This window comes from Janthinobacterium sp. BJB446 (assembly GCF_002735655.1).
GTDB lineage: Bacteria > Pseudomonadota > Gammaproteobacteria > Burkholderiales > Burkholderiaceae_D > Janthinobacterium > Janthinobacterium lividum.
This window is the reverse complement of record NZ_PDZK01000002.1, coordinates 529,522-555,496: the sequence shown is the minus strand read 5'-3', so window position 1 is coordinate 555,496 and position 25,975 is coordinate 529,522. Positions and strand designations below refer to the sequence as shown.

General features: G+C 61.2%; 25 protein-coding genes and 1 pseudogene. 10 read left to right on the top strand and 16 right to left on the bottom strand.

Annotated elements, in window-relative coordinates:
- Positions 1-36: 36 nt before the first annotated feature.
- Both CSQ92_RS18195 and CSQ92_RS18190 read right to left on the bottom strand, forming a co-directional pair.
- The gene (locus CSQ92_RS18195; protein ID WP_099394972.1) at positions 37-1,368 is read right to left on the bottom strand and encodes an MFS transporter; all 1,332 of its coding nucleotides are present in this window, start codon (positions 1,366-1,368) and stop codon (positions 37-39) included.
- Between the two features lie 130 nt (positions 1,369-1,498).
- Complete coding sequence (locus tag CSQ92_RS18190) at positions 1,499-3,115, bottom strand: GMC family oxidoreductase (protein ID WP_099394971.1); 1,617 nt, start codon at positions 3,113-3,115, stop codon at positions 1,499-1,501.
- A gap of 163 nt (positions 3,116-3,278) precedes the next feature.
- Here CSQ92_RS18190 and CSQ92_RS18185 point away from each other — a divergent pair, with 163 nt between their 5' ends.
- The gene (locus CSQ92_RS18185; protein ID WP_092607425.1) at positions 3,279-4,127 is read left to right on the top strand and encodes an IclR family transcriptional regulator; all 849 of its coding nucleotides are present in this window, start codon (positions 3,279-3,281) and stop codon (positions 4,125-4,127) included.
- Here CSQ92_RS18185 and CSQ92_RS18180 read toward each other — a convergent pair.
- From CSQ92_RS18180 to CSQ92_RS18155, 6 genes are all read right to left on the bottom strand, one after another.
- Positions 4,124-5,350: a 6-phosphofructokinase gene (locus CSQ92_RS18180; RefSeq protein WP_099394970.1), complete on the bottom strand. Its 1,227-nt coding sequence runs from the start codon at positions 5,348-5,350 to the stop codon at positions 4,124-4,126. The genes CSQ92_RS18185 and CSQ92_RS18180 overlap by 4 nt on opposite strands.
- 33 nt (positions 5,351-5,383) lie before the next feature.
- Positions 5,384-7,471, bottom strand: coding sequence for an alpha/beta hydrolase family protein (locus CSQ92_RS18175; RefSeq protein WP_099394969.1), 2,088 nt, complete (start codon positions 7,469-7,471; stop codon positions 5,384-5,386).
- 88 nt (positions 7,472-7,559) lie between these two features.
- A complete protein-coding gene (locus tag CSQ92_RS18170) occupies positions 7,560-9,608 on the bottom strand; it encodes a sodium:solute symporter family protein (RefSeq protein WP_070281689.1) in 2,049 nt (682 codons plus the stop codon).
- Positions 9,605-9,910, bottom strand: a complete 306-nt coding sequence (locus tag CSQ92_RS18165; RefSeq protein WP_070281688.1) for a DUF4212 domain-containing protein — start codon at positions 9,908-9,910, stop codon at positions 9,605-9,607. The genes CSQ92_RS18170 and CSQ92_RS18165 overlap by 4 nt, the downstream gene beginning before the upstream one ends.
- Positions 9,903-11,435 (bottom strand): sensor histidine kinase, encoded by a 1,533-nt coding sequence (locus tag CSQ92_RS18160; protein WP_373606051.1) that lies wholly within the window; start codon positions 11,433-11,435, stop codon positions 9,903-9,905. Before CSQ92_RS18160 ends, CSQ92_RS18165 begins: the two co-directional genes overlap by 8 nt.
- Positions 11,436-11,437: 2 nt before the next feature.
- Positions 11,438-12,172, bottom strand: a complete 735-nt coding sequence (locus CSQ92_RS18155) for a response regulator (protein ID WP_034746066.1) — start codon at positions 12,170-12,172, stop codon at positions 11,438-11,440.
- Positions 12,173-12,413: 241 nt separating this feature from the next.
- Between CSQ92_RS18155 and recA the strand changes: the two genes are divergently transcribed.
- Both recA and recX read left to right on the top strand, forming a co-directional pair.
- Positions 12,414-13,517, top strand: a complete 1,104-nt coding sequence (recA, locus tag CSQ92_RS18150) for a recombinase RecA (RefSeq protein WP_099394968.1) — start codon at positions 12,414-12,416, stop codon at positions 13,515-13,517.
- A gap of 228 nt (positions 13,518-13,745) precedes the next feature.
- Positions 13,746-14,201: a recombination regulator RecX gene (gene recX / locus CSQ92_RS18145; protein ID WP_070254658.1), complete on the top strand. Its 456-nt coding sequence runs from the start codon at positions 13,746-13,748 to the stop codon at positions 14,199-14,201.
- An 83-nt stretch (positions 14,202-14,284) separates the two neighbouring features.
- Here recX and CSQ92_RS28805 read toward each other — a convergent pair whose 3' ends face one another.
- A complete protein-coding gene (locus CSQ92_RS28805; protein ID WP_143450386.1) occupies positions 14,285-14,494 on the bottom strand; it encodes a hypothetical protein in 210 nt (69 codons plus the stop codon).
- A gap of 198 nt (positions 14,495-14,692) precedes the next feature.
- Between CSQ92_RS28805 and CSQ92_RS18140 the strand changes: the two genes are divergently transcribed.
- The 4 genes from CSQ92_RS18140 (at position 14,693) to CSQ92_RS18125 (ending at position 18,071) form a co-directional block, all read left to right on the top strand.
- Positions 14,693-15,253, top strand: a complete 561-nt coding sequence (locus CSQ92_RS18140) for a DUF2889 domain-containing protein (RefSeq protein WP_034788654.1) — start codon at positions 14,693-14,695, stop codon at positions 15,251-15,253.
- Positions 15,254-15,325: 72 nt separating this feature from the next.
- On the top strand, positions 15,326-16,495 hold the full coding sequence (gene sucC, locus CSQ92_RS18135; protein ID WP_034788653.1) for an ADP-forming succinate--CoA ligase subunit beta: 1,170 nt from the start codon (positions 15,326-15,328) through the stop codon (positions 16,493-16,495).
- Between the two features lie 13 nt (positions 16,496-16,508).
- Positions 16,509-17,390, top strand: a complete 882-nt coding sequence (gene sucD, locus CSQ92_RS18130; RefSeq protein ID WP_034746085.1) for a succinate--CoA ligase subunit alpha — start codon at positions 16,509-16,511, stop codon at positions 17,388-17,390.
- Between the two features lie 216 nt (positions 17,391-17,606).
- Positions 17,607-18,071 (top strand): pilin, encoded by a 465-nt coding sequence (locus CSQ92_RS18125; RefSeq protein ID WP_099395109.1) that lies wholly within the window; start codon positions 17,607-17,609, stop codon positions 18,069-18,071.
- 21 nt (positions 18,072-18,092) lie between these two features.
- On the opposite strand, the gene CSQ92_RS18120 is transcribed toward CSQ92_RS18125, so the two are convergent.
- On the bottom strand, positions 18,093-18,815 hold the full coding sequence (locus CSQ92_RS18120) for a flagellar brake protein (RefSeq protein ID WP_070281685.1): 723 nt from the start codon (positions 18,813-18,815) through the stop codon (positions 18,093-18,095).
- Positions 18,816-18,978: 163 nt separating this feature from the next.
- Between CSQ92_RS18120 and CSQ92_RS18115 the strand changes: the two genes are divergently transcribed.
- Positions 18,979-19,359 (top strand): DUF6713 family protein, encoded by a 381-nt coding sequence (locus tag CSQ92_RS18115; protein WP_099394967.1) that lies wholly within the window; start codon positions 18,979-18,981, stop codon positions 19,357-19,359.
- Here the strand turns inward: CSQ92_RS18115 and CSQ92_RS18110 are convergent.
- A pseudogene (locus tag CSQ92_RS18110) lies at positions 19,360-19,557 on the bottom strand (cyclic pyranopterin monophosphate synthase MoaC); the annotation flags it as partial. It abuts the gene before it with no gap.
- Between the two features lie 501 nt (positions 19,558-20,058).
- On the opposite strand from CSQ92_RS18110, the gene CSQ92_RS18105 reads away from it, so the two are divergent.
- Entirely contained in the window at positions 20,059-20,970 is a 912-nt protein-coding gene (locus CSQ92_RS18105; RefSeq protein WP_180277048.1) for a sialate O-acetylesterase, read from the top strand.
- Positions 20,971-21,141: 171 nt separating this feature from the next.
- On the opposite strand, the gene moaC is transcribed toward CSQ92_RS18105, so the two are convergent.
- Positions 21,142-21,648: a cyclic pyranopterin monophosphate synthase MoaC gene (gene moaC / locus CSQ92_RS18100; protein ID WP_099394965.1), complete on the bottom strand. Its 507-nt coding sequence runs from the start codon at positions 21,646-21,648 to the stop codon at positions 21,142-21,144.
- Positions 21,649-21,844: 196 nt separating this feature from the next.
- Here moaC and CSQ92_RS18095 point away from each other — a divergent pair, with 196 nt between their 5' ends.
- Positions 21,845-23,434, top strand: a complete 1,590-nt coding sequence (locus tag CSQ92_RS18095; RefSeq protein WP_099395108.1) for a beta-barrel assembly-enhancing protease — start codon at positions 21,845-21,847, stop codon at positions 23,432-23,434.
- A gap of 3 nt (positions 23,435-23,437) precedes the next feature.
- Here CSQ92_RS18095 and CSQ92_RS18090 read toward each other — a convergent pair whose 3' ends face one another.
- From CSQ92_RS18090 to CSQ92_RS18075, 4 genes are all read right to left on the bottom strand, one after another.
- On the bottom strand, positions 23,438-24,028 hold the full coding sequence (locus CSQ92_RS18090) for a DUF2946 family protein (protein ID WP_099394964.1): 591 nt from the start codon (positions 24,026-24,028) through the stop codon (positions 23,438-23,440).
- Positions 24,021-25,058 carry a YheT family hydrolase gene (locus tag CSQ92_RS18085; protein ID WP_099394963.1) on the bottom strand — a complete coding sequence of 346 codons (1,038 nt, stop codon included), beginning with the start codon at positions 25,056-25,058 and terminating at the stop codon, positions 24,021-24,023. The genes CSQ92_RS18090 and CSQ92_RS18085 overlap by 8 nt, the downstream gene beginning before the upstream one ends.
- The gene (locus CSQ92_RS18080) at positions 25,058-25,483 is read right to left on the bottom strand and encodes a YybH family protein (RefSeq protein ID WP_034746103.1); all 426 of its coding nucleotides are present in this window, start codon (positions 25,481-25,483) and stop codon (positions 25,058-25,060) included. The genes CSQ92_RS18085 and CSQ92_RS18080 overlap by 1 nt, the downstream gene beginning before the upstream one ends.
- Before the next feature lie 74 nt (positions 25,484-25,557).
- Complete coding sequence (locus CSQ92_RS18075) at positions 25,558-25,752, bottom strand: zinc-finger domain-containing protein (RefSeq protein WP_034780619.1); 195 nt, start codon at positions 25,750-25,752, stop codon at positions 25,558-25,560.
- Between the last annotated feature and the right edge of the window lie 223 nt (positions 25,753-25,975).

The window sequence follows — 25,975 nt, the reverse complement described above, 5'->3', positions numbered from 1 at the left end:
GCGAGAGGCCTGCCTTTTTTTACGTCCCGATGGCGCTTACCGCGCGTGAGCCGGCTTCATGCGGCCATCCGGCTGCGAGCCGCCCCTGCCGATCATGGCCACGCTGACGGCCGAGACGAGGGAGGCGAACAGGATGTAGCCGACGATGTGCCACGGTTCGCCATTGCCCGTTTTCAGCAAATAGGTGGCGATGATGGGCGTCAGGCCGCTGGCGAAGATGCCGGAGAACTGGTACACGAAGGAGATGCCCGTGTAGCGCACCTTGGCGTCGAACAGGTCGCAGAACAGGGCCGCTTCCGGGCCGTACACGGCCGAATACAGCACGCCCAGCGGGATGATCACGGAACACCACAGCAGCAACGGATTGTCGGCGTGATGGAGCATGATCCAGAAGGCGGGAATCGATGACACGCCCGTGATCAATGAACCCCAGAAAAACACCTTGGTGCGGCCGATGCGGTCCGACAGGCGGCCGAAGAAAGGAATGCAGAAGCACATCACGACGGCCGACGCCATCACGCCCATCAGCGCTTCCGTGCGGTCTATCTTGATGGTGTTGGTCAGATAGGTGATGGAAAACACGCCGAAGATATTGAAGAACACGCCGTCGATATAGCGCGCGCCCATGCCTTTCAAGACGTTGCCGGGATAGCGTTTCAACAGGTCGAAAAACGGAATCTGCGTCTCCGCATTCTTCTCCTTGACGGCCTGGAATTCCGGCGTTTCCATCACATTCAGGCGTATCCACATGCCGATGAAGACGAGAGCCGCCGACAGGATGAAGGCCACGCGCCAGCCCCAGGACAGGAACTGCGCGTCCGTCAGGCTGTAGGACAGGATCGCCACCACGCCGGAAGCGAGGCACAGGCCGATGGCCAGTCCGATCTGCGGCAGGCTGGCATAGAAGCCGCGCTCCTTGGGTGGCGCATATTCATACGCCATCAGCACGGCGCCGCCCCATTCGCCACCGAGGCCGATACCCTGCAGCACGCGCAGGAACAGCAGCAGGCCGGGCGCCCAGTAGCCGATGTGGTCATAGGTGGGCAGCACGCCGATCAGGAAAGTGGAGATCCCCATGATCATCAGGGTCATCACCAGCATGCTCTTGCGGCCGATCTTGTCGCCGAAGTGGCCGAAGATCACGCCGCCGATGGGGCGCGACAGAAAGCCCACGGCAAAGGTACCGTAGGCCAGCATGGTCGAGACGAGCGGATCGCCGCCCGGGAAATACAGCTTGCTGAACACGATGCCAGCGACGACGCCGTATAAAAAGAAGTCGTACCACTCGATGGTGGCGCCGATCACGCTGGCCATCACGACTTTCCGTAGCTCTTTGGCCTTTTTCGGATTGTTCGTATTGTTATCCATAATATCTAGTCTCCAATCGATATCGATTATGTGTGTTTTTTTGATGCCTGGCTGATTGCCAAGTCATTGAGGGGCGGGGCCGTCTGCCCGCCGCTGGCATCCTCCCGGGTGAGGTGGCGTGGGGCGCGGACTAGGCAGCCTTGGGCAGCCGCACGGCGTCCGCCAGGATCATGTCGGCCGCTTTTTCGGCGATCATGATGGTGGGCGCGTTCGTATTGCCCGAGACGATTTCCGGCATGATCGACGCGTCGACCACGCGCAGGTTCTGCATGCCGTGCACGCGCAGGCGGTCATCGACGACGGCCATGGCGTCATGTCCCATCTTGCAGGTGCCGCTCGGGTGGTAGATCGACTGGCTGAAGCGCCGCGCCGCGTCCAGCAATTCCGCATCCGTCTCGAACTGCGGGCCGGGCACGAACTCGGAAATGATGTGTGGCGCCAGCGACGGTGCGGCGGCGATTTTTCGCGCCACGCGCAGGGCGGCAATTGCCGTCTGCTGGTCGCGCGGGTCGGACAGATAATTCGGATAGATGCCCGGATAGGCGAGGGGATCGGTGGACTTGATCGACACGTGGCCACGGCTGTGCGGGCGCAGTTGGCACACGGACGACGTAAAGGCGGAAAACGGATGCGCGCCTTCGCCCGGCTTGTCGGCGCTCAGTGGCTGCATGTGGAACTGGATGTCGGGCCGCTCCACCTCGGGCGACGACCTGGTAAACACCGTCACCTGGCTGGCCGCCAGGGTCAAGGGCCCCGAGCGGGAAAACACATACTGCATGCCCACCCACAGCTTGCCCCACAGGCTGTTGACTTCATCGTTCAGGGTTTTCAGCCGCGTCTTGAAGACGAGGCGGATTTGCAGATGGTCTTGCAGGTTCTGTCCCACGCCGGGCAAGTCGTGCACCAGCGGCACGCCCACTGCTTCAAGCAGGGCGCGCGGACCCACGCCCGAGCATTGCAGGATCTGCGGCGAGCCGATGGCGCCCGCGCATAAAATCACTTCACCGCTGGCGCGCGCCTGGCGCAGCTGGCCATCCTGGCGGAATTCGATGCCGACGGCGCGCTTGCCCTCGAACAGCACGCGCGTGATTTGCGCGCGCACTTCCACGCGCAGGTTGGCGCGCTTGCGGGCAGGCCGTAAAAAGGCCTTGGCGGTACTCCAGCGCAAGCCCTTGCTGGCCGTCTGCTGGAAGTAGCCGACGCCTTCCTGCGTGGCGCCGTTGTAGTCGGCATTGAAGGGAATGCCGCTTTCCGTGGCGCCAGCAATAAAGTGTTCCGCGATGGGGCGGCGCAGCCGCAAGTCCGACACTTTCAAGGGGCCACCCACGCCGTGGTAATCGCTGGCGCCCCGTTCCTGGTCTTCCGATTTCTTGAAATAAGGCAAGATGTCGGCATAGCTCCAGCCTGCATTGCCCAGTTCGGCCCAGCGGTCGTAATCTTCCTTCTGCCCCCGCACGTACAGCAAGCCGTTGAGCGAACTGGAGCCGCCCAAGACCTTGCCGCGCGGCCATTGCAGCTGGCGCCCGGCGATGCCCGCGTCCGCTTCCGTGCGGTAGCACCAGTCCAGCCTGGGGTCGTGCATGGTCTTGAAATAGCCGACCGGCACGTGTATCCACGGATTGTTGTCCTTGCCGCCTGCTTCCAGCAGCAATACCTGATTGTCGCTGTCGTGCGACAGGCGGTTGGCCAGCACGCAGCCGGCGGAACCGGCGCCGACCACGATGTAATCGTAGTGTGTTTGCAACATTGCTCTTGTCTCCTGCGTTGCGGTATCTAGCCGCCTCGATGGGCGTTTTTTGCGATACACTGGTCTTTATTGATTATTTTTGGAACGTCTGGTTCCATTTATAAAAGACGTGCAGCACCGGGACAAGCGGAAACAGCCGCATACGCGAGAGGTGAAACAGAACATGCATGATGCGTTTCAAAAACGGCAGGCCGAGGCCGAAGAAGACAGCTCGGCGGGTGGCGCGGTAGCTGCCAGCACGGCGGCAAGCCATGGCGACGAGGCGCGGGGCTTGCGCGTGCTGCGCCTGATCGAGCACCTGGCCAGCGCCAGCCAGCCATTGACCTTGTCGCAGCTGGCCGCGCGCATGCAGGTGCCCAAGGCCAGCATGATGCGGCTGCTCGATACCCTGGAACAACATGGTTATGTGCTGCGCACGCCCGTGGGACGCGGCTACGTGCCCGGTGCCGCTTCCACCAACCTGGCGCTGGCCACCCTGCGCAACAATGCCCTGATCCGCGTGAGCCGCAGCATCCTGGGCAGTCTGGTGGCGGTCACGGGCGAGACGTGCAACCTGGCCATTCCCGAGGGTAATGCGATCGTCTATGTGGACCGCGTGGAAACTCAGGAACCGCTGCGCCTGCATCTGGTGCTGGGCAGCCGGGCGCCCATGCATTGCACGGCGAGTGGGAAACTATTCCTGGCGCATATGAATTTGCTGGAAAGGCGCGAGTTGCTGGCCATGCTGACCCTGCAGGCGCGCACGCCGAAAAGCATCACGGATCCCGTGCTGCTGGAACGCGAGATCGTGCGCATCGCCCGCCTGGGCATCGGTATCGACGACGAGGAATTCGTGCACGGCATGGTAGCCGTGGCCGTGCCCATCTGCGCGGCCGACGGGCGCATCGTGGCGGCCGTCGCCTGCCACGCGCCCGTGGCGAGAAAGTCCGTGGAGCAGCTGATGCAGCATGTGCCGCAGCTCAAGGAGGCGGCCGTCAAGCTGCGGCCGCTGTTGCTGGCGGAAAACAGCTAGGGTTTCAAGACCTTGGCCACTTTCGCCGCGCGCAGGCGGAACGCATCGGGCATGCCCGAGCCCAGTAGCGGGCGCAGATACAGGCGGAACGCATCCGTCACGTCCGTGCCGCTGGCGCTGATGAATTCGTCTTCCATGGTGCGCGTCTTGCCTGCTACCTCTGTGAGCGGCAGCAACTCGTAATCGACGGAATAAAAGCCCGTGCGCTTGATGGCGACGGAACCATCGCGGTCGCCCCACATGGCGAACTGCACCGCCTTTTCGCCCACTTCGCGGGCTTCGCGCTGGTCGACGTCGGAGACGCAGCCGATGAAGGAGCGCTGCAGATAGCCGAAGGTATCGCCGCGCACGCGCTTGATGCCCAGTTTCGCCTTGATCTCGTCGCACAGCAGGTCGGCCAGCGCGCCCGTGCCCGACAATTGCACATTGCCGTGCGCATCGCGCTCCACTTCATTGCCCACCTGTTTGGCCAGCAAGCTGGCGATCGGTTCGCCCGAGGCGTCGTGGATGCCTTCCGAGACGGCGATGACGCAGCGGCCATGTTTTTCATAGGTCGCCTTCACGTCGGCAAGAAATTGTTCCAGCACGAAGACGCGCTCGGGCAGATAGATCAGGTGCGGGCCATCGTCTGGAAACTTCTTGCCCAATGCCGCGGCGGCCGTCAGAAATCCCGCGTGGCGGCCCATCACGACGCCCACGTACACGCCGGGCAAGGCCGCGTTATCGAGGTTGGCGCCGGCGAACGCCTGCGCGACGAAACGCGCGGCAGACGGAAAGCCTGGCGTGTGGTCGCTGCCCACCAGGTCGTTGTCGATGGTTTTCGGAATGTGGATGCAGCGCAGCGGATAGCCGGCATTGTGCGCTTCCTCGCTGACGATGCGCACCGTGTCGGACGAGTCGTTGCCGCCGATGTAAAAGAAATGTTCGATCTCGTGCGCGCGCAGCACTTCGAAGATTTGCTGGCAGTAGGCAATGTCCGGCTTGTCGCGCGTGGAGCCGAGGGCTGACGAGGGCGTGGCGGCCACCAGTTCCAGGTTATGGCTGGTTTCCTGCGTCAAATCGACGAATTCTTCATTGACGATGCCGCGCACGCCGTGCAGCGCGCCATACACGCGCGTGACATGTTGAAAGCGCCGCGATTCGAGCACCACGCCCACCAGCGACTGGTTGATGACGGCGGTAGGGCCGCCTCCCTGGGCAACAAGAATTTTTCCAGACGGCATGGGATTTCCTCGTAAGTGGAACGGCCCTCCAGCCTACTCCTTTTTTTCCGGGGCGCTGTCTTTTCCCGTATTCCTGTCGAGGAATTGTTCCACGCGCTGCCAGAAATCCACGCGCGTGGCCGCCAAGCCCCAACGGTCGCCTTCGTCGGCGTACAACTGCCAGTCGACGCGGGGATTGTTCTGCTTGAGCTTGTCGCGCAATTGCGTGCCCTGATAGACGGGGACCTTGCTGTCGGCCCCCCCGTAGGCCAACAGCAGGGGCTGCGTCAACTTTTCGGCCTGATACATGGGGGAGTTGGCCTTGAGCAGGGTGGCATCGCGCACGGGATCGCCGATGCGTTGCGGCATGGTGTATTGTCTTGCTTCCTCGCCCATCCGGTGATCGACGCTCCAGTGCTGCGTAAACATTTTCGGCAAGTCGGTGATGCCGCCCCAGCTCACGCCGCAACGGAACAGATCGCCATCCTTGATCAAGCCCATCAGGGCGGCATACCCGCCATAGGCGCCGCCGCCGATGATGCAGATGCGCTGAGGATCGGCAATGCCTTGTGCGATGGCCCAGCGTGCGCCGTCGGCCAGGTCATCCTGCATGGCCAGGCCCCATTGTTTCCAGCCTGCTCGCAAATACTGGTCGCCACGGCGGCCGCTGCCGCGAAATTCGACTTGCAGCACGGCATAGCCGCGCGAGGCGAGAAATTGCCGCTCGCTCTTCCATTGCCACAGGCTGCCACTCCCGCCTGGCGCACCGAGCACAAACAGCACCATCGGCAGTTTCTTGCCGCCCCCTTTGGGCAAGGTCAGCCAGACAGGAATCTCCATGCCGTCGCGCGCGCGGTATGTCATCAAGTCGGTTTGCGCCATGTGCCGCGCATCGATGGCGGGACGGGCGTCACCGATCTTTTGTAATTGACGGGTTTGCTTGTTGTAGAGCAGGAAGATGCTGGGCTGGCGGTCCGAATATGCCGTCACGATGAGCTGCCGGCTGTCCGCCCTGGCGTTCAGCGAGATCAGGTTGATGGTTGCCGGCAGTTGCGCGTCGATGTCTTGCTGCACCGCCTTCCAGTCGGCGCTGAACCATTCGGTGGTGGTGGCATCATTGGTGTAGTAGACACCCAGCAAGCGTTTCTGGTCCGTGAGGATGCCGCCGTCGAAATCATAGCCAGCCAGCGTCACCAGCGGCTTGCCCGTGACGCGGCCAGCCGCCAGGTCATAGGCATACAGGGCGCGCGTGTCGGCGCCGTTGCGGCTGCTGACATACAAGGTGCCATCGGGAGCGAATTCCAGCGGCGTAATGGCGTGAGGTTCGTTGTCGTAGACATCCTGGCTGGCGATGGCACGCCAGCGCTGCTCGTCCTGTTCAAGGTAGTAGAACGTCTTGCGCCGGCCCTCGACGACCGTTGCCAGGCGCGGTTTGCCGTGCTGGTCGAGCAGCCAGTGAAGCACGCCTTTGGCGGGGGGCGCCACCTTTTCCCATTGCTGGGTAGTGGTATCGAGGCGCAGCAAATCGAATTGTCCGACCCTCGCCGTATTCTCATTGCGCTCCTTGAGCACGACGGCTTTCAGGACATGGATGACGTCGGAATCCTGGGTACCGGACTGGCCCAGCAGATACACGGAGGACGGCAACTTCCTGGACGCGAAGCGCGGATCATCCGGGGTATCATCCATGGAAGCCAATTGGCGGTAATTGCTGCCATCGCGGTCGACGGCGAACATGCCCGGCGCATATTTGCGCTGGCCATCGGCCACCTGCGAGTCCCTGGTATCGAATACCAGTCGCTTGGCATTGACCCATTCCACATTGGCAATGTCGCGGTCGCTGAAGCTGGCAACGACCTTGGCCGACTGGCTCGCCACATCGAGCACGGCCAGGCGCCGGCGCCGGCTGTCGCCCATCAGCAAGATGGCGACCGCGTTGCCGTCGGGCGACAGCGTGACACTGCTGATCTGATCTTCGTCGAAGAAGGCGGCGGCGCCGATGCTTGACGGAGCGACAGCCGAGGTGCTGGCGGCTGCCGTTTGGGCGGGTGCCGGCGGCGATACGATGGCCAGCAACAGGCAGGCCATCGCGGCGCGGACGAGTGCTGCACGGTGGGCCAAAGTGAGGTTGCTGGGTGTCATTCCGCCTCCAGGAAATAGTAAATAAGATATCTATTTATGCACTATTTCTTGAAGGTATCATTGTTTGTACGTTTCAACCAGCAAGGTGCTATTCCGGCGCCCGGATATGCTCGACCAGCCCCGTGCTGCGGCGTCCCGGCGCCGGTGTCAGCCAGCTGACCAGCACGGCGGCGGCCAGGCCTGCCGGCACGCCGAAGATGCCGGCGGAGATGGGCGCGATATGAAACCATTGACCGCTGGCATTACCGCCCAACATGGTGCTGGTGTGCAGCATGTAATACAGGCATACGCCAAAGCCCGTCAGCATGCCGGCCAGCGCGCCCTGGTAGTTGGCACGTTTCCAGAACACGCCCAGCACCAGCGGCGGGAACAGGGTCGAGGCGGCCAGGGAAAACGCCACGCCCACCAGCGACAAAATGTCCGCCGGCTTTTGCGAGGCCGCATAGGCGGCGATGAAGGCCACGGCCAGCAGCAGCAATTTTGAAATCGTCACGCGCTTTTGCGTCGAGGCGCTGGGATCGACCACCTTGTAATAGATGTCGTGCGACAGGGCATTCGAAATGGCCAGCAGCAAGCCATCGGCCGTCGACAGGGCGGCAGCCAGGCCGCCGGCCGCCACCAGGCCGGAAATGACGTAAGGCAGGCCGGCGATCTCGGGCGTGGCCAGCACCAGCACGTCGGCATCGATGGATATTTCCGCCAGTTGCACGATGCCGTCGCGGTTGACGTCGACGATGCTGATCAGGGGACTGAGCTTGTCCACGTTGGCCCAGTACGACACCCAGGTGGGCAGGTTCGCGTATTGCGTGCCCACAAGAGCCGAGTAAATATCGTACTTGACCAGCACGGCCAGCGCAGGAATCGTGAGGTAGATCAACAAGATGAAGAACAGGGTCCAGAAGACGGAGACGCGCGTCTCGTGCACGGACGGCGTGGTGTAGGATCGCATGAGGATATGCGGCAGGGCGGCCGTGCCCAGCATCATGCAAAACACGAGGGCCAGGAAATTGTTGCGCTTGATGTCGGACTGCTCCCGGTCGGCGGCGGGAAATGGCTGCGCATGCGGGATGATCGGCTCGGCGCGCTTCTGGTTGTGCGCCTGCGCGGCTTGCCACAGCGCGCGCGCTTCATCGGGACTTTTCGGATAGGCGATCAGGTAGCGCTCCGCATTGCGGATGTCGAACAGCGAGGCATTGCGCTGGCGCAAACTGTCGAGCTGGCGCTGGGCCGTCAGACGGCCTTGTTCCCAGGAGGCGGGCAAGCCGTCGATACGCGCCTGGTAGCTGATGGCGCGCTGGCGGAAGATGGCACGCACCTCGTTTTCTTTCGGGTCCGTTTCCAGCACGTGTTCGCGCGCGCTCAGTTGCGGCAGCACCTTGCCGTAGGCGATCTGCGGCACGGGATTGTCCGCATGCTTGACCGACAGCCACATGGCGGGAATCAGAAAGGCGACGAGGATGATGATGTATTGCGCCACCTGCGTCCAGGTGATGGCGCGCATGCCGCCAAGAAAGGAGCAGACGAGGATGCTGGCCAGGCCCAGGAAGATGCCGACGGAAAAATCCACGCCCGTGAAGCGCGAGGCGATCAGGCCGACGGCGTAGATCTGCGCCACCACATACGTAAACGAGACGATGATGGTGGCGGCCACGGCCACCACGCGCACGCTGGCGCCCCGTTTGTCGGTACCGCTGCCATAGCGGGCGGCGAGGAAATCGGGAATCGTGTACTGGCTGAACTTGCGCAGGTAGGGGGCGATCAATAGCGCCACCAGGCAATAGCCGCCCGTCCAGCCCATGATGAAGGCCAGGCCGTCAAAGCCGTTCAGGTACAGGCCGCCGGCCAGGCTGATGAAGCTGGCCGCCGAAATCCAGTCGGCGGCCGTGGCCATGCCGTTGAACATGGCCGGTACCCTGCGTCCCGCCACATAGTATTCGGTGACGTTCGAGGTGCGGCTGATGACGCCGATGGTGGCGTACAGGGTGATGGTGACGAGCATGAACAGGTAGCCGATCCATGCGCGCGGCATGCCTTCCTGTTCCAGCACCGACAGGGCCAGCAGGAAGGCGGCGAAACCGGCCGTAAACAGCAGGTAGTAGCGGCACAGCCGCGCAAAGAAGCTGCGCTGGTCGCTCATGCGTGCTCCTCTGCATGAAAAGCCCGGTCGAGGCGCTGCATGCGCCAGGCATACAAGGCGATGATGGCCAGGTACACCAGCGAGGCGCCCTGGGCCGCCATATAGAAGGGCAGCGGCCAGCCGAACAGATTTAAGTGCAACAGTTCGCGCGCATAAAACACGGTCAGGAAGCCCGTCAGCAACCAGACCAGCAGCAGGATGGCCGTCAGGCGCCGCGTCTTGCGCCAGTGGATATCGCGGCGCGCCTGCAGTTCGGGGTTGGGCGTGCGCAACGGCACTGCGGGAAGGCTGGGCTTATCCATACGTGACCTCATCCTCTTCTGGCGCGTCCGGCAACAGCAAGGCGATGCTCAGGCGCAGCAGGGTGCCCGGCAGCTTCGGCGAGTGCGCGCGCGGATTGTTAAAAATATCGACTTCGGCGCCATGCTGCTGGGCAATTTCGCGCACGATGGCCAGGCCCAGGCCGCTACCGTCGACATTGCTGCCGAGAATGCGATAAAAGCGTTCAAAGACGTGGGCCCGCTCGGCCTGCGGTATGCCGGGGCCCGTATCTTCCACTTCCAGGATGGCCAGTTCCAGGGTGCTGCGCACGCGCACCGTGACGCTGCCGCCCGACGGCGTGTAGCGCAGGGCATTGTCGATCAGGTTGCTCAGCAGCTCGCGCAGCATCATGGCATTGCCGGAAATCATGATCGCATAGGCGGGCTGCTCGAAGCCCAGGTCGATATGCTGGGCAAACGAGGCTTGCACCCAGTCCTGCACCACGCCACGCGCCAGTTCGCTCAGCTCGATCGGTTCGAACGCCGTGCCCGCCTGAGGCTGGTTTTCCGCGCGCGCCAAGGCCAGCAGCTGGTTGACCAGGCGCGTGGCCGCTTCCGAACTTTTCGCCAGTTGCAGCAGCGAGCGGTGGATCTCGTCGTGGTCGGTCTGGCGCAGCGCCAGCTCGGATTGCATACGCATGCCGGCCAGCGGCGTTTTCATCTGGTGCGCGGCATCGGCGATGAAGCGCTTCTGCATGTCGATCGACAACGACAGGCGCGCCAGCATCTCGTTGAGCGAACCGACCAGCGGCGTGATTTCCTCTGGTACCTGGCCCGATTCGATGGGCGATAAATCGTCGGGCGGCCGGGCGCGTATGCGTTCCTGCAATTGTGCCAGTGGCGACAGGCCGCGCGCCAGGGCAAACCAGACCAGGGCCAGGATCACGGGCAGGATGATGAACTGCGGCAAGATCACGCCCTTGATGATTTCATTGGCCAACTGAGCGCGTTTTTCCAGGGTTTCCGCCACCTGCACCAGCGCGCGCTGCGGCTCGTCGTTGTTGCTGGACGGAATGTCGAGATAGCTGAACGCCACGCGCACGGGCGTGCCATGGATGGTGTCGTTGCGAAACAGCACCATGCCGCTGCGGTATTTGTCGGGATCCTGCGGCGGCGGCAAATCGCGGTCGCCGTCGAGGTATTCGCCGCGCGGACCCACCACCAGGTAATACAGGGTGTCGATATCGTCGCCGCGCAGGAAGTCGCGGCCCTTGGTGTTACTGTTCTTTTCCGGCACGCGGCGCAGCATGGCGCCGTCGGCCTGCTTGACCTGCTGCGTGAGCACGGTCACGCTGTCTTCCAGCGCATGGTCGAACGGCTGATTGGCGATGCCCTTGGCCACCAGATAGGTGATGGCGATGCTCATCGGCCACAGCAGCAGCAAGGGCGCCAGCATCCAGTCGAGGATTTCGCCAAACAGCGAATGCTCGATGGTGTCGTCCTGCTCCGTGGTGGGCGGCTCGAACCAGTCGTCGTCGTCCGCTTCGTCCGCTGGCGCCTCGCGCACCTTCACTTGCTGGCGGGTCCGCTGGCCGGGCTTGCCGATTCGCCCGCTTCGGCGTTCAGGCGCGCCGCTTCCGAGTATTTTTCCAGGCAATAGCCGAGGCCGCGCACGGTGGCGATGCGCACGCCGCCCACCTCGATCTTCTTGCGCAAGCGGTGCACATACACTTCGATGGCATTGTTCGACACTTCTTCGCCCCATTCGCACAGGTGGTCGACCAGCTGTTCTTTCGAGACGAGGCGGCCGGTGCGGCCCAGCAGGATTTCCAGCAAGCCTAGTTCGCGCGCCGACAGGTCGAGCATCTGGTCGTTGATGTAGGCGCTGCGCCCCACCTGGTCGTAGCTGAGGGGGCCGTGCTTGATGATGGTGGCGCCGCCGCCGGCGCCGCGGCGCGTCAGGGCGCGCACTCTTGCCTCCAGTTCCGACAAGGCGAACGGCTTGGCCATATAATCATCGGCACCAAGATCGAGGCCATTCACGCGCTGCTCGATGGAATCGGCGGCCGTCAGGATCAGCACCGGCAGCAGCGAGGCGCGCGCGCGCAGGCGGCGCAGCACTTCCAGGCCGGACATCTTGGGCAGGCCCAAGTCGAGGATCAGCAAGTCGAATTCCTGGGTGGAGAGCGCCGTATCGGCCTCCTGGCCCGTCTTGACGTAGTCGATCGCATAACCGGACTGGCGCAGCGAGCGGGTCAGGCCATCGGCCAGCACGCTGTCATCTTCGGCAAGTAAAATACGCATGGTGCACTTCCTATGCTTGCGGCGGTAGAAGTTTGTATTGTGTTTCATTTTCCGCAAGGTGGCGAGTTTTTGTGAGAAACCAGGCTTGTATTGATCTGTTTCAAAACAAATCCACGTTCCGCTTGCATTGATCACTGTTTTTTTATACAGTACTGTCTGTGTAAAGAATTTAACCCACTGGCGCTATCGCAGGCTGCGGGATTCACGTGAATCCGCAACTGTAGAACGGCTGAAAGAACATATGGACGATAAAAAAGCTGTAGTACCCGCATCGGAAAAAGCCAAGGCGCTCGCCGCCGCACTGGCGCAGATCGAGAAGCAGTTTGGCAAAGGTTCGGTCATGCGCATGGATGCCAGCGCAGCGATCGAAGAAGTGCAAGTCGTGTCGACCGGTTCGCTCGGCCTCGATATCGCGCTGGGCGTGGGCGGTTTGCCGCGCGGCCGCGTGGTGGAAATCTACGGTCCGGAATCGTCGGGTAAAACCACCCTGACCCTGCAAACCATCGCTGAGATGCAAAAACTGGGCGGCACCTGCGCCTTTATCGATGCCGAGCACGCGCTCGATGTCGGTTACGCGCAAAAGCTGGGCGTGAACCTGCATGAATTGCTGATCTCGCAACCGGATACGGGCGAGCAGGCGCTGGAAATCTGCGACGCCCTCGTGCGTTCTGGCAGCGTCGACCTCGTCGTCATCGACTCCGTGGCCGCACTGACGCCACGCGCCGAGATCGAAGGCGACATGGGCGATTCCCTGCCAGGCTTGCAAGCGCGCCTGATGTCGCAAGCCCTGCGCAAGCTGACCGGTTCCATCAACCGCACGAATACCCTGGTCATCTTCATCAACCAGATCCGCATGAAGATCGGCGTGATGTTCGGCAGCCCGGAAACGACCACCGGCGGCAATGCGCTGAAATTCTACGCCTCCGTGCGCCTGGATATCCGCCGCACCGGCTCGATCAAGTCCGGCGATGAAGTGATCGGCAACGAAACCAAGGTCAAGGTCGTCAAGAACAAGATCGCGCCACCGTTCAAGGAAGCGCACTTCGACATCCTGTACGGCGCCGGCACCTCGCGCGAAGGCGAAATCTTGGATTTGGGCTCGGATGCCAAGATCGTGGAAAAATCCGGTTCGTGGTACAGCTACAACGGCGAACGCATCGGCCAGGGCAAGGACAACGCCCGCGCCTTCCTGCAAGAGCGTCCGGCGCTGGCCCGCGAAATCGAAAACAAGGTCCGCGCTTCGCTGGGCGTGCGCGAACTGCCGCCGCTGGCCGCTGAAAAGCCGGAAAAATCGGATAAAGCCGCCGACAAGGCTGCCAAGGCTGCGGAAGCCAAGGCAGAGTAGGTCGGATTAGCGCGGCAAAGCCGCGCGTAATCCGACAACACCACAGACGTCAACAATGTTGTCGGATCAGACGCCAACAATGTTGTCGGATTACGGCCCAAGGGACCTAATCCGACCTACGCGCGGCTCGCCGCATAGTATGACCACGATCGCCGTCCCGCGCTGTTGCGCCGGGCGGCGATTGTGTTTGGATGGCTTGATCGTGGAATGAAAAGACAAGGTGGGTGTATGGCCGCAGTACAACTAAGCCTGAAGGGCAGGGCGCTACGCTTTCTGTCGATGCGCGAACACAGCCGCATGGAATTGCGGCGCAAGCTGCAGCGCCATGCGCAGGAGGGCGATGATGTGGAAGCCTTGCTCGACAGCCTGGAGCAGGCGAACTGGCTATCGCAGGAGCGCTTTTCCGAGTCGCTGATCCACCGCCGCTCGGCCCGTTTCGGCAATAGCCGCATCATGGCGGAATTGCAAAGCCATGGCATCGGTGGCGAGGCGCTGCAGGAACTCAAGGCGGGCCTGGCCGAAGGGGAGGTTGCGCGTGCCTGCGAGGTGTGGCGCCGCAAATTTGGCGAGGTGGCGCAGGATGCCGAGCAGCGCAACAAGCAGATGCGCTTCCTGATGCAGCGCGGTTTTTCCCAGCGTGCCGTGCAGGTGGCCTTGAAGGGGCTGGAGCCCGAGGACGACTAGGTGCGCGCCGCTGACCGTCCAGCTGGCCCCGGTCTCGCTGTGTTCGATCTGCAACAGTTCATGGCTGCCCTGTACCTTGCTTGTCAGGCAAGCTCGCTCCAGATCATTGTGTTACTGGTAAGTTCACTTTCCTTGCCATCCGCCTGGCAATCGGATGGCATATTGTTGCGCTGCATGGGGCCGGGCTTGGCCGCGCTGCTGTCGGCTGGGCCGGCGCGGCAATCTGAGGTATGTCGCGGCATCCATCGGCCATATCTATCATCACCATCCGTGATAATGGTGTCAATTTCCATGTGTATTCTTTATGCTTTGAAATGTTTTTATCGAAGCAATGAAAAATTATGTTGCGGCGCAACCAGCGCCCAGTGTGCTACACTTTTAGGGTTTTTGCGGCGCCGCAGGTGCGGTTGCTGTTCGTAGAAGCTGCGAACAGAGTGCTTTAGGCACATGGCTGCTTACTAAATTATGGCCGCGCAAGCGGCATCGGTCTTATGCCCCTGTCAACTCCCGTATCCCGGCGCGCCCTACGGCACTCCCGTGTTATCGACGTCCAAGCGTATGTGCGCGACGACGGCCTGTGGGATATTGACGCCCATATCACCGATATCAAAAGCTATGACGCGACCCTGGCCTCCGGCCCCCGTCCCGCCGGCGCCCCTCTGCATGACCTCCATTTACGCATTACCGTCGATCGCGAACTGAACATTGTCGAGGCCGAGGCTGCCTCCGATGCCGTACCCTATCCCGGTTTTTGCGATACCATCGGCCCCGCTTACAGGGCGCTGATCGGTCTGAATTTATTGAAGAATTTCCGCCGCGACTTGAAACAGCGCCTGGCGGGAATCGCCGGCTGTACCCATTTGACCGAACTGGCGCAAGTCTTGCCGACTGCGACGGTTCAGGCATTTGCCGGCGATGTCTGGTCGACCCGCGACGGTGCGAATGCTGACTTATCGCATGAAAAGCCGTTTCAACTCGACAAATGCCACGCCCTGCGCACGGATGGCGGGGCAGTTGCACAGTATTACCCGCGCTGGGTAGCCAAGCCGTGACCCCGGCGCTTTCCTGTTTTTTTTGCACCACTAACCGTATTTTTACACATCAGTATCAGAAGGGAAGCCAGCATGAAAATCCATGAGTATCAAGCCAAAGAAATCCTCCGGCAATTCGGAGTGACGGTACCACGCGGTATTCCGTGCATGTCCGTCGAAGAAGCCGTCAAGGCTGCGGAAACCCTGGGCGGCCCGGTGTGGGTTGTCAAGGCGCAGATCCACGCAGGTGGCCGCGGCAAGGGCGGCGGCGTGAAAGTGGCAAAATCGATGGAACAGGTCAAGGAATACGCTGACCAGATCATGGGCATGCAGCTGATCACGCATCAGACCAGCGCCGAAGGCCAGAAAGTCAACCGCCTGCTGGTGGAAGAAGGCGCCGACATCAAACAGGAACTGTATGTTTCGCTGGTCACCGACCGCGTCACCCAGAAAATCGTGCTGATGGCATCGTCCGAAGGCGGCATGGACATCGAAGAAGTGGCCGAGAGCCACCCAGAGAAGATCCACCACGTCACCATCGAGCCGAGCGTTGGCCTGACCGATGCCCAGGCAGACGACATCGCGACCAAAATCGGCGTGCCTGCCGGTTCCATCGTCGACGCCCGCGTCAACCTGCAAGGCCTGTACAAAGCATACTGGGAAACCGATTGCTCGCTGGCCGAAATCAATCCGCTGATCGTCACCGGCAGCGGCAAGGTCATCGCTCTGGACGCCAAGTTCAACTTTGACCCGAACGCCCTGTTCCGTCATCCGGAAATCATCGCCCTGCGCGACCTGGACGAAGAAGATCCAGCTGAAATCGAAGCGTCGAAATTCGACCTGGCCTACATCTCGCTCGACGGCAACATCGGTTGCCTGGTGAACGGCGCCGGCCTGGCCATGGCCACCATGGACACGATCAAACTGTTCGGCGGCGAGCCAGCCAACTTCCTGGACGTCGGCGGCGGCGCCACGGCAGAAAAAGTGACCGAAGCGTTCAAGATCATGTTGAAAAACCCAGGCCTGAAAGCCATCCTGGTGAACATTTTCGGCGGCATCATGCGTTGCGACGTGATCGCTGAAGGCGTTATCGCCGCAGTGAAAGCCGTCTCGCTGAACGTACCGCTGGTCGTGCGCATGAAGGGCACCAACGAAGACCTGGGCAAAAAGATGCTGGCCGATTCCGGTCTGCCTATCATCGCAGCCGACACCATGGAAGATGCAGCCAAGAGCGTCGTTGCCGCTGCTGCCGGTCAAGCTTAATTAAGGAATCAACATGTCCATTCTGATCAATAAAGATACCAAAGTCGTTACCCAAGGGATCACCGGCAAGACCGGCCAGTTCCACACCCGCGGTTGCCGCGATTACGCGAACGGCAAAGCTGCCTTCGTGGCAGGCGTGAACCCGAAGAAAGCCGGCGAAGATTTCGAAGGCATTCCTATTTTCGCTAACGTTACCGAAGCGAAAAAAGAAACCGGCGCCAATGTTTCCGTGATCTACGTACCGCCAGCAGGCGCGGCAGCGGCGATCTGGGAAGCTGTCGAAGCTGAAATGGATCTGGCCATTTGCATCACCGAAGGCATTCCTGTGCGTGACATGATGGCCCTGAAAGACCGCATGGCCAAAGCCAACAGCAAAACCTTGCTGCTGGGCCCTAACTGCCCGGGCTTGATCACGCCAGACGAAATCAAGATCGGCATCATGCCAGGCCACATCCACAAGAAGGGCCGTATCGGCGTGGTGTCGCGTTCGGGCACCCTGACCTATGAAGCAGTGGGTCAGCTGACCGCGCTGGGCCTGGGCCAATCGTCGGCAGTCGGCATCGGCGGCGACCCGATCAACGGTCTGAAGCACATCGACATCATGAAGATGTTCAATGATGATCCTGATACCGACGCGGTCATCATGATCGGCGAAATCGGTGGTCCGGACGAAGCCAACGCAGCTTATTGGATCAAAGACAACATGAAAAAACCGGTCGTCGGCTTCATCGCTGGCGTAACCGCTCCTCCAGGCAAGCGCATGGGCCACGCCGGCGCGCTGATCTCGGGCGGTGCCGATACGGCACAAGCCAAGCTGGAAATCATGGAAGCTTGCGGCATCACCGTGACCAAAAACCCGTCGGAAATGGCGCGTCTGCTGAAAGCCATGCTGTAATTCCAGCCTGGTCATAGCAGTACAAAAAAGGAGCTTCGGCTCCTTTTTTTTTTGTCCGCAAGACAGGCCGATTCCCGGCCGGGGGGCGACGGTGCTGGTCCGATACGGCCCAAATGCGTCGCTTTTCTTTCCACGTGCGCCGCCGCTGCCCGGGCGCGCCGCTGGCATGGCGCTTGCACCATGCACGGCGTGAGCAATGCACAATGGGAGGATACGATGCGCGCGCAAAGCGGATTTACCCTGATAGAGCTGATGATCGTGGTGGCCATCGCCGGCATCCTGGCGGCCGTGGCCATTCCCCAATATGGCGACTACACGATGCGGGCCAAGGTCAGCAATGTGCTGGCGGCCGCTGCCCCCTTGAAAACGGCCGTGGCCCTGTGCGTGCAGGAAAACGGCGGGCTGGCCACCGCCTGCAGCACGCCCACCCAGGCCGTGCCCAGCACCATCCCCGTGTTCAGCGCCACGCGCGAAGTGGCCAGCGCCACAGTGGACAAGGGCGATATCGTGCTGACCCTGGCGTCCGACCTGGGCACGGGTATCGGTGGACAAACCGTGACGATGACCATGAAGCCGGGCACGAGCAGCCTGACCTGGTTCAATAGCACCACCGTGACGAATGCGGCGGCGAAGGAAGCGATTACCAAAAACAACATTCCCGAGGTGACGCCGACGCTGTAAGTGGCGCCTGCCGCGCCAGCGTCAGACGATTTTTTGCCGGTCCGCGATCAGCGCTTCATAGGTGAGGTTTTGCAGCAGGGTGTAGTGGGTCGGTTCCAGATCGATGAATTGCACACCATACGTATAGATTTCCGCCACGCCGGCGGCATGGCCATTCGACGGCTTGCCCACGCTGACGTTCTGGATGCGGGCGCGCGTGTTGACGCGCATCTGGTGCTTGTTCGGCTGCACCAGCAGGGTAAAGCTCAGTGCCACGCCTTCGTCATCGGGCGTGAGCATGCTGGGCGCCTCGATCAGCGCGCCCGAGACGCTGAGGTTGACGATGAACACGGGCACGGCCGCCACGTCGCGATAGCTGAGCTGCGCCGGAATTTCCACTTTCACGCGCATGGCCGTGCGCAGGCTGGTGCCCTGGATGGCATCGGGAAAGCTCAGGTGGACATAATTGAGGGGGCGGCCAAAGATGCGCAGCACGCTGCAGGAAAACGAACAGACGGTGACGCCGGAAAATACGCGGATGGTCAGCTTGTCGCCTTCGTTGAGGACGATGGACGCGCCGTTTTCCATGGGAATCTTGACGATCAGGTACTCGTCTTTCACATAGCCGATCACGGTCGAGAAATGCTGGATGGGTTTGATGGTGCGGTGCGTGATGAACTGGATGCGTCCCCCCACCTGCAGATTCATGGCCTCGAATTCGAAGTCCTGGAGCTTGGTTTCTGCGGTGGGCTTGTTGCTTGTCATGCGATGCTCATCTGGATATGGACGACTCGCAGTATGCATGATTTCTTAATGAAAAAGCATTTATATCAATGAAATTCATATTGGCATCGAAAAATGCCATGCGCAGGTGCAGGTACGCGGTTCAGGCTTTACAATTGCGTCAATATTGACGAACGTAAACCTTATGCAACGCAGCTACTTCTGGACCATGTTGTTCCTGATCCTGCATCAAATCGACGCTGCCTACTGGAAAGAGTGGGAGATGTTTCATGTGCCGGGCGGCGTGCAGGGTTTTCTCGTGTTTAACCTGGCGGCGATTGCCGTGGTGCTGGCCGGTTACCGGCATGTGTTGCTGAACACCAGACACGCGTCCCGCTATGCGGCAGTATGCGCCGTGCTGGGCGTGGGAACGTGTCTGATCCACGCCGGCTTTGCGCTGGCGGGGCTGCAACAGTTCCACTTGCCCCTGTCCGTGGCCGTCATCGCGCTATGCCTGCTGTGTGGTGCCTGGCTGCTGCGCGACCTGCGCCGCGTCAAGCTCCATCCTGCGCGCCAGGCAAAATAATCACACCTCGGCGTGCCAGTCGCCCGACTTGCCGCCATGCTTTTCCAGCACGCGCACATTCGTCATGACCATGCCACGGTCGACGGCCTTGCACATGTCGTAGATCGTCAATAATCCGATCTGCACGGAAGTGAGCGCTTCCATTTCCACGCCCGTCTTGCCTGTGATATCGGCCTTGACGCTTAAAGGTACTGAGTGCCAGGTACGCTTGGCAGACTATGTATATAGCATCTTTTTGTTTTCCTGCCATAGATTTCCGATTCATGAAGTGTACTGATTCATGTATTGATGACGGCTTTTGGTCAATGCCTTGTTGGTGATCTGAAGTTGTTGCTGATGCAGTGGATTATCAGCTATTCGCAGTCGCTGCCTTGCCTATCAAGTGCGTCAACAAGTCTGCAAGTCTGCAAGTCCCATCCTTCCTGCTTATTACTTGCCACCTTCTATTCTATTGCTGTTTTTGTATTTTGCATGGATTCATGTGAAGACAGCAATGTCATTTTTTCCTATAAGACATATCTTTCGATTTTTCTCAATAAAGAGCGTTTTTTTATTCGATATATTTCAGGAGTGTTGTTAGTGCTTTCTGAGATGTATGAGCAATATCCCCTTCATCCATGCTGCATGGAAGGTGACCTGAATGTGGACGCCTGCGAACACCGTATGCGCCAGACGTGATGTTTTTCTATGGATGTCAACATGACTTCAATGATGAAAAATCTTCGTTTGTTTAAGTATCTTCTCGGGCTATCTTGTATTTTGGTAATTGCCGCATGCGGCGGCGGTACTGGCAGTGCGCCTGACGCACCTGTAATTATTCCCGTCACCCCCGTTCCGCCGTTCACTCCGGTCACTCCGGTGATCCCGGTTACCCCGGTCATCCCAGTCACCCCGGTCCCACCAATCATCCCAGTCATTCCCGTCACCCCCGTTATTCCTGATCCCTTGCCCGAACTACGAATTTTGGTCATCGGTCAATCGATATCGTCGAATTGCAATGAACATGTTTATCCTGCTGTGGATAATGTATTTCAGGTTGGTAAAGATGGCGTGATAAAAATCGCAAGCGATCCCTTTGAGTGGGCCGATTGTAAGAATGGATCAATGTGGATGCCGCTGGGGAAAAAGCTGATTGGAGCCGGTATCGCGCGTAAAGTGATTTTCATGCCGATCGGCGTGGGGGGAACCAAAGTGTCGGATTGGCAGGCAGGTGGCGTGGCATTTGGAAAACTCAACAGTGCAATCGGATTAATCCAGGCGCAAGAAATTAAATTTGATTTTGCGTTTTGGCACCAGGGTTCCTCGGATTTTGGTACAGATAAGGATTTATATGTGCGACGATTGGGTGAGGTAATTGACTACGTCAATAGTAAAGTCAAGGTAAACCGCTGGATGATTGCCGTTCATTCGCGTTGCGGGATGGCATATGACCGTAATATCGAGTCTGCTCAATTAGTATTTGGCAATGCTCCTCATTTGAAGCGTTATCCCGGACCAAACACTAATTTGCTGGGTGATGAGTACAGGTTTGATGCTTGTCATTTCACCGAAAAAGGACAAGAAAGAATGGCGTCGATGTGGCTCGATTCAGTGAAAGCTGCTCTTGAATGACATCTGCATGAAGTCAGCGCCCCTGTGCCCTTAGCCAGGCGATACACGCCATGGCGTTAGTGGTCCTGGCTCTTTTCATGGGAAGCGCCATGCATCTGCCTGCGTGCATCTGGCCGCCAAGCTAACGCCCTGACGGTACTGCGTACTCAACTCGTGGCTTGCCGCTGGGACTCACACGGCCGCTGTCCAGTCGCCCGACTTGCCGCCATGCTTTTCCAGCACGCGCACATTCGTCATGACCATGCCCCGGTCGACGGCCTTGCACATGTCGTAGATCGTCAATAAACCGATCTGCACGGAAGTGAGCGCTTCGATTTCCACGCCCGTCTTGCCCGTCGTGTCGACCTGGGCGCGGCAGTGCACGCTGTTGGCCGCTTCGTCCACTTCAAAATCGACGGTGACGCGCGTGAGGGCCAGCGGGTGGCACAGGGGAATCAGGTCGCTGGTGCGCTTGGCGCCCATGATGGCTGCGATGCGGGCGATGCCCAGCACGTCGCCTTTCTTGGCGGTGCCGGAAATAATCAATGCCAGGGTGGTGGGCTGCATGCGGATGGTGCCGGCAGCCACGGCGCTGCGGCGCGTGTCTTCCTTGCTGCCCACGTCCACCATATGGGCCTGGCCCGTGGCGTCGAAATGGGTCAGTTCCCCGGCGGGGGCTTGCTTGTCTGCTGTTGTCATGGCGTCAAAATAGGTGAGGGGTGGGGGCGCGGCACGCCGGACCACGACGTCATGCCACTGGCATGGCGCATGCTTGGTGCGTGGGAATGGGTGCCGCGAACAAGGTATGATAGCACCCGTGAATTCAAAAACTTCCCTTCCGATCGTCCTTGAAAACGCCGCTGCGGCATGGCTGCGCGGCTCACGGCGCGCGTCGGTGCTGGCCATCCTCTGCTGCGCTGCGCCCTGTGCGCTGGCGCAAACCTATACCTCCGCCCCAGCGGCGCCGGCTGCCAGCGTGTCCGCCAAGCCGGCCAGCAGCTGGACGCCGCTGGCCGTGCCGCCGGCGCCGAACCTGCCGAACCTGGGCGACACGTCGCGCGAAGACCTGTCGCCGGCGATGGAGCGCAAGATCGGCGAGGAAATCATGCGCGGCATCCGCGGCGACCGCGACTACCTCGACGACGCGCCCTTGCTGGAATACCTGAATACCTTCGGCAACGCCCTCGTGGCGGCGCGCCCCAGCGTGCGCGGCGAAACGAATTACGACTATTTCTTCTTTGCCGTGCGCGACCCCCAGCTGAACGCGTTTGCCTTGCCGGGCGGCTTCATCGGCGTGCACTCGGCCCTGGTGCTGGCGGCGCAAACGGAGGCGGAACTGGCTTCCGTGCTGTCGCACGAGATCGGCCATGTGGCGCAGCGCCATATCGCGCGCATGCTGGGCCAGCAGCGCCAGGATGCCCTGATGCCGCTGGCGGCCATGTTGCTGGCGGCGCTCGCTTCACGGGCAGGCGGCGACGTGGCGATGGGGGTGTTTGCCGCCGGCCAGGGCCTGGCCATCCAGCGCCAGCTCAATTTTGGCCGCGACGCCGAACGCGAGGCGGATCGTATCGGCTTCCAGATCATGGGCGAGGCCGGTTTCGATACCACCGGCATGGTGGCCTTCTTTGGCCGCATGCAGGCGGCCAGCCGCTCTTACAGCGACCTGATGCCCGCCTACCTGCAGACCCACCCGCTGACGACGGAACGCATCGCCGACATCCAGGCGCGCATCCGCGAACAGCCCTACAAGCAGCGTGCGGACAGCCTGAGTTTTCACCTGGCCCGGGCCCGCGCCCGGGTGCTGCAGGATGAAAGCGTGCAAGGCCTGTTGAACGCCAAGGCCGTCTTCAAGACGCAGCTGGAACAGCAAAGCCGCTTCCAGGTGACGGCCGCCCACTATGGCTTGTCTTTCGTTGCCGTCAAGCAGGGCAAGCCGGCGGAGGCGCAAAAGGAACTCGATGCGGCCAATGCGGCCCTGCACCAGCCGGCCGGGCCGAATGTATTTACCTCGGGCGGCACGCAAGACCCCAATTCCCTGTTGGCGGCGATGGCGCTGGAAGTGCTGTTGATGCCGGCGCAAAAGAAGGAAGTGGCGCAACAGGCCCTGAAGGCGGCGGACGCTGCGCGTCAGCAGTTTCCTCTCTCGCGCGGCATTGCCCACCAGTATGCGGAAGCGCTGATGGCTGCCGGCAAGCTGGAGCAATCCACCCTGTATCTGCGCGAGCAGGTGCAGCTCTACAAGGAAGAGCCGGAACTCTACGATTTATTGGCGAAAGCCTATGCGGACCAGGGCAAGATGACCTTGCAGCACATGGCGCTGGCCGAATCCTACGTGCTGCAGGGCGCCACCATGGCCGCGCTGGACCAGCTGACGATCGCGCGCAAGTCGACGGACGCGACCTTTTATGACCAGGCCGTGATCGATGCGCGCGAGCGGGAATTGCAGGAAAAACGCCGCGAACAGATCAAGGACCAGAAGGGCTGACTCTTATTCGGCTTGCGGCGCCTGCTGGAAGCCGAAGGTCTGCGCTACGCTGGCATAGGCCAGCGGCTGCACGGCAATCTCCTTGCCGTTATGCAATAACATCAAATTGCCTTGCGCATCTTCCAGCCAGGCCAGCAGCGCTTCGTCGCCCACCGCTTGCCCGTCGAGGCGCAGCGCAGGCAGCACCTGCGCCATGTCGCGGTCATCGACCTGTGCGACGATATCGCCGTGGCGCAGGATCAGCGCGCCGTTATCGCACCAATACGCTTGCTCGATCTGTTCCAGCGGCGCACCCGTCTGCAAGACAAAACCGTGCTGCGGGTCGCTGCGGGCGATATACGGCGTCGCTTCCAGATTCAGATACACGCGCTGCGGGCCGTTCTGGAAAAACCAGCAACCGCGTTCGTCATGATCGTAATTGCGGTTGATAAATCCCAACAGGGCCACGTGGGCGATCTTGTCGCCCGGCAGTTGTTGCTGTTGCGCATGCTGGTCGCGCATGCGCCAGTGGCCGCGCGCGTCCAGGCCCAGCCAGCCGTAGCAGTGGGGCACGTTCGGCCATTTGGCCAGGGCCTGCGTGACGAGTTCATCCATGTGTAGCGTTTTCCGTGTGAGTGCGCGTGCCGTCAGCGTGACAGGTTTGCGGCGCCGATGGCGCCGTGTTGCCGCCTTCAAAAAAATGGATCAGGCGTTGCGGCAGCCAGCGTGTGCTTCCCGGCAACTTGCCAGCGGCAAAGCCGACGTGGCCGCCGTGGCGCGGATATTCGAGCGTGACCTGCGGCGCGGCGCTGCGCGGCAAGAAGCGCCCGGGCAGGAAGGGGTCATTTTGCGCATTCAGCACCAGGGTCGGCACGGTGATGTCGTGCAAGACGTGCTTGGCGCTGGCGCGGTGCCAGTAATCGTCGGCGTCGCGGTAGCCGTGCAGGGGCGCCGTGACGACATTGTCGAAGGCGTGCAAGTCGCGCGCGGCCAGCATGGCGTCGCGCGCGAACAGGCCGGGATACTGTTCCAGCTTGGCCAGGCATTTCGGCTTGAGCGTGTTCAGGAACATGCGCGTGTAGAGCCGGTTGGCGCCGGAGGACAGGGCCTTGCCCCCTTGCGCCAGGTCCAGCGGGGCGGACACGGCCGCCGCCGCATCGATGAAATCGGCCTGGTGCTGCGACTGGCCCAGCCAGCACAGCAGGGCATTGCCGCCCAGCGACACGCCGGCCGCGTAAAATTTTCCCGTGGCGCGCGGGCGCAGCGTGCGCACGACCCAGTCCACTTCCTGCGCGTCGCCCGAATGGTAAAAGCGTGGCGCCAGGTTCGCTTCGCCCGAGCAGCCGCGGAAATGCGGCACGGCGCCCGACCAGCCGCGCGCCGCCACCTCGGCCATCAGGGCGCGCGCGTAATGGCTGTTCGACGAGCCTTCCAGGCCGTGGAACAACACCACGAAGGGCTGGCCCGGCTGGCCGTCGACCAGGTCGATGTCGACGAAGTCGCCATCGGGCGCTTGCCAGCGTTCGCGGCGGAAGGCCACGGCCGGCTTGGCGAGGCACACGGCCGGATAAATCGTCTGCGCGTGGCCGCCAGGCAGCCAGAGCGGGGCGGTGTACGGGGCGTTGTAGATAAGAGGCAAAGACATCAGTGCAGGATCTGCGTCCCCGCGGCGTCGGCCGGTGCGCCGCCGGGGGCGATGGAAGCGTGGTGCAGCACGATGCGCCAGCCGCGCGGCGTTTTTACATACACATTCGTCGCCAGCAGATGCGCCGGACCGCCTTCTTCCTGGGTGACGCCTTCGATCACCGTGTGCACGGAACTCATCAGATTGTGCGTTTCATGCAGCTGGGCCGGCACGATGTGCAGGCCGCCGCCCGCCAAAATGGTTTCCCACGAGGCGCGGATGGCGGCGTGGCCGATCAGGCGCGCGCCGCCCGGGTGGATGCAGACGATCTCTTCATCGTCGGCCCATAGCGCCATCAGCGCTTCGAGGTCGGCGCGGTGCAAGGCATCGTAGAACGCCGCCTCGACTTCGGCGGCGCTGCCATTGAGTTCTTTCAGACGTTTCATGACGACTCCGGCTTGATCGGTACAGCTAGCTGTGTAAATGAAAACGGCGCGCTGGGGGCGCGCCGCTGGGCAGTTTAATGATGGCCGGCGCTGGCGCCTTCCTTCAGGGTGTAGGCCGTGCCGCAGTAAGGGCACTTGGCGATACCGTCCTTGTTGAATTCCAGGAACACACGCGGATGCGACGACCACAGCGGCATGGCCGGGTTAGGGCAGTGGGCTGGCAGGTCTTTACTGTCGAGTTCGACCGCTGGCTGGGTGGTTTTTGTCATCTTGTCATGCTCCGTGAGGCTGTATGGAAGGAAGTCGGCTGCTGCCAAAACCACGATTTTAACGGATTCAGGCAGACAGCAAAAATCATGGCTAAAATGGCGGCTCGATCATCTTCGGCTGCGGCGCGGGTTTTTGCGGAAATATGGCAGCTGCAGCGCCACACTGACTGGATTTGCCTTGCCGGTATCGCCGTTGCGGAGTCTTTCTCCGCGCACCATTGTT